Source organism: Gordonia sp. i37 (assembly GCF_002043085.1).
Classification (GTDB): domain Bacteria; phylum Actinomycetota; class Actinomycetes; order Mycobacteriales; family Mycobacteriaceae; genus Gordonia; species Gordonia polyisoprenivorans.
On the sequence record NZ_MVPX01000209.1, the window covers coordinates 1 to 2,731 of the forward strand.

Annotated in this window: 4 protein-coding genes; all 4 read left to right on the forward strand. The window is 69.3% G+C overall.

Annotation, left to right across the window (positions count from 1 at the left end):
* Window positions 1-575: 575 nt before the first annotated feature.
* Window positions 576-890 carry an integration host factor, actinobacterial type gene (mihF, locus tag B1964_RS09650; protein ID WP_006370261.1) on the forward strand — a complete coding sequence of 105 codons (315 nt, stop codon included), beginning with the start codon at window positions 576-578 and terminating at the stop codon, window positions 888-890.
* Between the two features lie 26 nt (window positions 891-916).
* The gene (gene gmk, locus B1964_RS09655; RefSeq protein ID WP_079929616.1) at window positions 917-1,507 is read left to right on the forward strand and encodes a guanylate kinase; all 591 of its coding nucleotides are present in this window, start codon (window positions 917-919) and stop codon (window positions 1,505-1,507) included.
* Between the two features lie 100 nt (window positions 1,508-1,607).
* The gene (gene rpoZ / locus B1964_RS09660) at window positions 1,608-1,907 is read left to right on the forward strand and encodes a DNA-directed RNA polymerase subunit omega (protein ID WP_006370263.1); all 300 of its coding nucleotides are present in this window, start codon (window positions 1,608-1,610) and stop codon (window positions 1,905-1,907) included.
* 19 nt (window positions 1,908-1,926) lie between these two features.
* The coding region (gene coaBC / locus B1964_RS09665; RefSeq protein ID WP_139765687.1) for a bifunctional phosphopantothenoylcysteine decarboxylase/phosphopantothenate--cysteine ligase CoaBC at window positions 1,927-2,731 on the forward strand (805 nt) is incomplete at its 3' end.

Genomic DNA, 2,731 nt, shown 5'->3' on the forward strand with positions numbered 1-2,731 from the left:
CCCCCGCCGGCGGATCCCTGACGGTCCGGGCCCGCCCCGGCGGCGGGACCGTGGCGATCGCGACGGTCCCGACAGACCGCTGAGCCGATCCGCCGAGCAGGTCCTCCGTTTGCCGGTTCGGGTCCCACGACACGCGCAACGTGCGGGGAATGTTCGGAGCAATTCGGCGTGACCACACCCGTCACACCAGTCCCAGAGCTGTCGCCGTGGGCAGAGTCGGTCGTCGCTCGGCGAGATCGCCGCATTCTGGTGTCGGCCTCGACACACCCCGCTCACCTGCGGTTATGGTCGCAACCATCCGGGTTGATGGGGTACGGTGATGCCCGATCGACCCGCCCACCGGCGGGCGGTCCGCGGGCAACCTACAGCACCGCCCACGCGGCGCTTGGCAGGGGTGGCCCTCGCAAATGCCTGCTCACGTGGGTACGGTCGCTTTCGCCGCACCAAATCGGTGAGTGCCAGTCGTGGCGATCCGTCGCAGCGACCCACCGCACCCGCTCACGAGCGGCCACACGCCACCGGGCACCACACGGTGCCGGTGCAGTCCAGATCGATAACGAAAGACGGAGGAACCCGTGGCGCTTCCCCAGTTGACAGACGAGCAGCGCGCCGCTGCGTTGGAGAAGGCTGCTGCCGCCCGCCGAGCGCGCGCCGAGCTCAAAGAGCGTCTCAAGCGTGGTGGCACCGACCTCAAGCAGGTGCTCAAGGATGCCGAAGATGACGAGATCTTGGGCAAGATGAAGGTCTCGGCCCTGCTCGAAGCCCTGCCGAAGGTCGGCAAGGTCAAGGCGCAGGAGATCATGAACGAGCTGGAGATCGCCCCGACGCGCCGCCTGCGCGGTCTCGGCGATCGTCAGCGCAAGGCGTTGCTCGAGAAGTTCAGCTCCTGACCGAGCACAACGAACACAGCAGCGTGATGGGCCAGCCCACACGTACGAGGGGCCGACTGGTGGTACTGGTCGGCCCCTCTGCTGTGGGCAAGTCGACGGTCGTCGGCAGGGTTCGGGAGCTGGTTCCCGACCTGTGGTTCAGTGTCTCGGTGACCACCCGCGATCCCCGCCCCGGCGAGGTCGACGGACGCGATTACCACTTCGTCTCCCGCGCCGACTTCGACCGCATGATCGCCGACGGCGAGTTGCTCGAATGGGCCGAGATCCACGGCGGGCTGCAGCGCTCGGGCACACCGTTGCGCCCCGTGGAGCAGGCGCTGGAGTCCGGCGTGCCGGTTCTGCTCGAGGTCGATCTGGTCGGCGCCCGCAATGTGCGACGCCGACTTCCGGAGGCGCACCTGGTCTTCCTGGCGCCGCCGAGCTGGGACGAACTGGAGTCACGATTGCGTGGTCGGGGTACCGAAACGCCCGAGGCGATCGACGCCCGACTGGCCACCGCGCGCACCGAGATGGCTGCTCAAGACGAGTTCGATCACGTCATCGTCAACTCCCGAGTCGACCGCGCCGCCGACGAATTGGTATCCTTGCTGGTCGGACCCGAATCAGCGGCGAGCTGACCGCCGCAGGCGCCGACGACGCCGGTTCCCGCCCGGACATCAACCCCAACAGACTTCCAACCTCACAGACTTTCCACCCCGACAACTCCCAGGAGTTCGCGTGAGCACGCAGACCAACTTCGACATGACCGAGATCGCCGACGCACCGGCCTACGACACCCCGTTGGGGATCACCAACCCGCCGATCGACGACCTCCTCGAGCGCGCTTCATCGAAGTACGCGCTGGTCATCTACGCGGCCAAGCGCGCCCGGCAGATCAACGACTACTACAACCAGCTCGGCGACGGCATTCTCGAGTACGTCGGCCCGCTCGTCGAGCCGGGCCTGCAGGAGAAGCCCCTGTCGATCGCGATGCGCGAGATCCACTCCGACCTGCTCGAGCACACCGAGGGCGAGTAGGAACCCCGCGGGCCCGCAGATGACCGCAGCGACGACCGGCCCGGCAGCACGCGGCCGCAAGCGCATCCTGATCGGGGTGGGCGGTGGGATCGCCGCCTACAAGGTGTGCTCGCTGATCCGGCACTTCACCGAGGACGGCCACGACGTCCGGGTCGCGCCGACGCGCAACGCGCTGGAGTTCGTCGGCGCCGCGACCTTCGAGGCGCTCTCCGGTAACCCGGTCAGCACCGAGGTCTTCGACGGCGTCGACGAGGTCGTCCACGTGCGGCTCGGCCAGGGCGCCGACCTGGTGATCATCGCCCCGGCGACCGCCGATCTGCTCTCCCGCGCCGCGACCGGCCGCGCCGACGACCTGCTCACCGCCTCGCTGCTGGTGGCGACGTGTCCGGTGCTGTTCGTGCCCGCGATGCACACCGAGATGTGGCGCCATCCCGCCACCCAGGCCAACGTCGCGACGCTGCGGGAGCGCGGCAACATCGTCATGACGCCCGCCTCGGGCCGGCTCACCGGGACCGACAGCGGACCCGGGCGACTGCCCGAGCCGCAGGAGATCGCCCTCATCGGTGAGCTCCTGCTCGACCGCGCCGACGCACTGCCGCACGATCTCGCCGGGGTACGCGTGCTGATCAGCGCGGGCGGCACCCGCGAGCCGCTCGACCCGGTCCGTTTCCTCGGCAATCACAGCTCCGGCAAACAGGGTTTCGCGCTCGCGCGCGCGGCCGCACAGCGCGGTGCCGAGGTCACCGTGGTGGCCGGGTCGACCGCCGGGGCCGGTGAACCCGCCGCCGTCGAGGTCGTCCCGATCGACAGCGCGCGTGAACTCG